Here is a 2,550-nt window from a genome sequence, read left to right as displayed (position 1 = left end):
TGGCCTTGATGTGATTGCGCGGCACATAGGCTGCGGCCATCAGGATCATGGCGACGAGCATCAGCGATGCGGCCGCGTGGTTCATGCCGTGGATGGGCGGCCACAACACGATGGGATTGAGACGCGCTTGCGAGAAGCCCCAGAGGATCAGCCCGAAGCCGATGAGGGAGACCAGGGTGTAGAGGCCCTTCCAGCCCTTCTCGCCGAGCCGCGCCATTTGCGCGTCGCGCCATTGCGGCGCCAGCGCGCGAATCAGGTGGATGCCGAGAAAGAGGGCGAGGCCGAGGGCAAGCCAGGTCATCGTGGTCTCCAGTTCTGTCCGGTTCAGGTTTGTCGGTCGACGCGCAAAGCCAGCACGACCGAACTGTTGGTGCGCAGCACGCCGTCGATCTCGCCGATCTCGTCGAGCAGGGCGTCGAGTCGGGCCGTAGTGTCGGCGCGCAGCAGCGCCATGTAATCGAATTCACCGCTGACGGAGGCGAGCTGGCGCAGCTCGGGCAGTTCTGCTAGTCGCTTGACGACTTCGCGACCGGCCTTGGGGCTGACGGTGATGCCGACAAAGGCCTGCACGCTGCGGCCGGCTTCATCGCCGCCCAGGCGGGCCGTATAGCCAACGATGCGGCCGCTGGCCTCCAGCCGCGCCAGCCGTGCGACGACGGTGGTTCGCGCGACGCCGAGCTTGCGCGCCAGCGTCGCCGTGCTCTCCCGCGCATTGGCCTGCAGCAGCAGGATCAGGCGTCGGTCCAGGTCGTCTGGCGAGGGATTCGGGTTTACCCGCGATTCATTCATAACGACGAATCATCGCGACGAATCGTCGAAACAGCAATTGCTTTCGTCGGAGTAGCGCTTTCTTTCGTCATCGCCACTGCCTAGAGTTCGGCCCAACGCAAACACCTGCCTGGAGCCCCTCATGAAGATCGCCCTGCTCGGCGCCGGCCACATCGGCCAGACCATCGCCCGCCTGCTGCACGCCACTGGCGACTATCAAGTGACGGTGCTGGACAAGAACCCCGGCTACCTGAAGGTGCTGGCCACCGAGGGCATCGCCACCGCCGAGGTCGACAGCGACAACCGCGCCGCCCTGGCTGCCCAACTGCGCGGCAAGGACGCCGTCGTCAACGCGCTGCCCTACCATCTGGCCATCACGGCTGCCGAACTGGCCCTGGAGTGCGGCTGCCACTACTTCGACCTGACCGAAGACGTGGCCGCCACCAAGGCCATCATGAAGATGGCCGAGGGCGCCAAGACCGCCTTCATGCCGCAGTGCGGCCTGGCGCCGGGCTTCATCGGCATCGTGGCCCACCACCTGGCCAGCGGCTTCGACTCGGTACGCGACGTGCAGATGCGCGTCGGCGCCCTGCCGGCCTTCCCGACCAATGCGCTGAAGTACAACCTGACCTGGTCGGTCGACGGCCTCATCAACGAGTACTGCCACCCCTGCGAAGCCGTCCACGAAGGCGAGACCATCTCTGCGCTGCCGTTGGAAGGCCTGGAGCACTTCAGCCTGGACGGCACCGAGTACGAGGCATTCAACACCTCGGGCGGCCTGGGCACGCTGTGCGAGACCTGGGCGGGCAAGGTGCGCAACCTGGACTACAAGACCGTGCGCTACCCCGGCCACCGCGACCTGATGCAGTTCCTGCTGGGCGACCTGGGCCTGAAGGGCGACCAGAACCTGCTGAAGGACATCATGCGCAAGAGCATGCCCGCGACGATGCAGGATGTCGTGCTCGTCTTCGTGACCGTGTCCGGCCAGAAGAACGGTGTGCTGCTGCAGGAAGTCTTCGCCCGCAAGATCTTTGCCACGCGTGACGGCGCCCAGCCGCTCTCCGCCATCCAGATCACGACCGCCGCCGGCATCTGCGCCGCCGTCGACCTGTTCCGCGAAGGCAAGCTGCCGCAGAAGGGCTTTGTCCGCCAGGAAGAAGTCAGCCTGCCTGACTTCCTTGCCAACCGCTTCGGCTCGGCGTATCAACAGTCCCGTCAGGTCGAATCGATCTCTTGAGGACAATGTTCGTCATGAAGCAACAGACCCTCTCCGTTCTCGACGCCCTCGGCGTCCACTTGCCGCAAACCTTGAACTCGGGTGGCGACCTGACCGTGCGCTCGCCCATCGACGGCAGCGTGCTGGCCCAGTTGCCCACCGCCAGCGCGGCCGACATGAAGGCGGCCGTCGGCCGTGCAGCCGAGGCCTTCAAGGCCTGGCGCGTCGTGCCCGCCCCCAAGCGCGGTGAGCTGATCCGCTTGTTCGGCGAAGAGCTGCGTACCCACAAGGCGCAACTGGCCCAGCTGGTCTCCATCGAAGCCGGCAAGGTCACGAGCGAAGGCCTGGGCGAAGTCCAGGAAATGATCGACATCTGCGAGTTCGCCGTCGGTCTGTCGCGCCAGCTGCATGGCCTGACCATTGCCAGCGAGCGCCCGGGCCATCGCATGATGGAACAGTGGCTGCCGCTGGGCGTCGTCGGCATCATCTCGGCCTTCAACTTCCCGGTCGCCGTGTGGGCCTGGAACTCGGCGCTGGCGCTGGTGGCCGGCGACACCTGACACCTG

General features: G+C 65.9%; 3 protein-coding genes and 1 pseudogene. 2 read left to right on the top strand and 2 right to left on the bottom strand.

The genetic code is table 11. The features are described 5' to 3' along the window. Both AC1DU6_RS26995 and AC1DU6_RS26990 read right to left on the bottom strand, forming a co-directional pair. Positions 1-301 (bottom strand): NnrU family protein (locus tag AC1DU6_RS26995; protein WP_477860877.1); only part of this gene is annotated, 301 nt, incomplete at its 3' end. 23 nt (positions 302-324) lie between these two features. Next, the gene (locus AC1DU6_RS26990; RefSeq protein ID WP_457325641.1) at positions 325-789 is read right to left on the bottom strand and encodes an Lrp/AsnC family transcriptional regulator; all 465 of its coding nucleotides are present in this window, start codon (positions 787-789) and stop codon (positions 325-327) included. A gap of 121 nt (positions 790-910) precedes the next feature. Here AC1DU6_RS26990 and AC1DU6_RS26985 point away from each other — a divergent pair, with 121 nt between their 5' ends. Both AC1DU6_RS26985 and AC1DU6_RS26980 read left to right on the top strand, forming a co-directional pair. Then, positions 911-2,005, top strand: coding sequence for a saccharopine dehydrogenase family protein (locus AC1DU6_RS26985; RefSeq protein WP_457356191.1), 1,095 nt, complete (start codon positions 911-913; stop codon positions 2,003-2,005). Between the two features lie 5 nt (positions 2,006-2,010). After that, positions 2,011-2,541 (top strand): annotated as a pseudogene (locus AC1DU6_RS26980) (aldehyde dehydrogenase family protein); the annotation flags it as partial. Positions 2,542-2,550: the final 9 nt, after the last annotated feature.

The sequence above is a fragment of the Roseateles sp. P5_B10 genome (assembly GCF_056400485.1).
The sequence above is the reverse complement of the archived record's forward strand: the minus strand, read 5'-3'. Positions and strand labels throughout refer to the sequence as shown.

What these genes read in the sequence shown, in the direction of transcription:
- AC1DU6_RS26985 (WP_457356191.1), top strand. Translation starts at nt 911, where the DNA reads ATGAAGATCGCCCTGCTCGGCGCCGGCCACATCGGCCAGACCATCGCC.
- AC1DU6_RS26990 (WP_457325641.1), bottom strand. Translation starts at nt 789, where the DNA reads ATGAATGAATCGCGGGTAAACCCGAATCCCTCGCCAGACGACCTGGAC.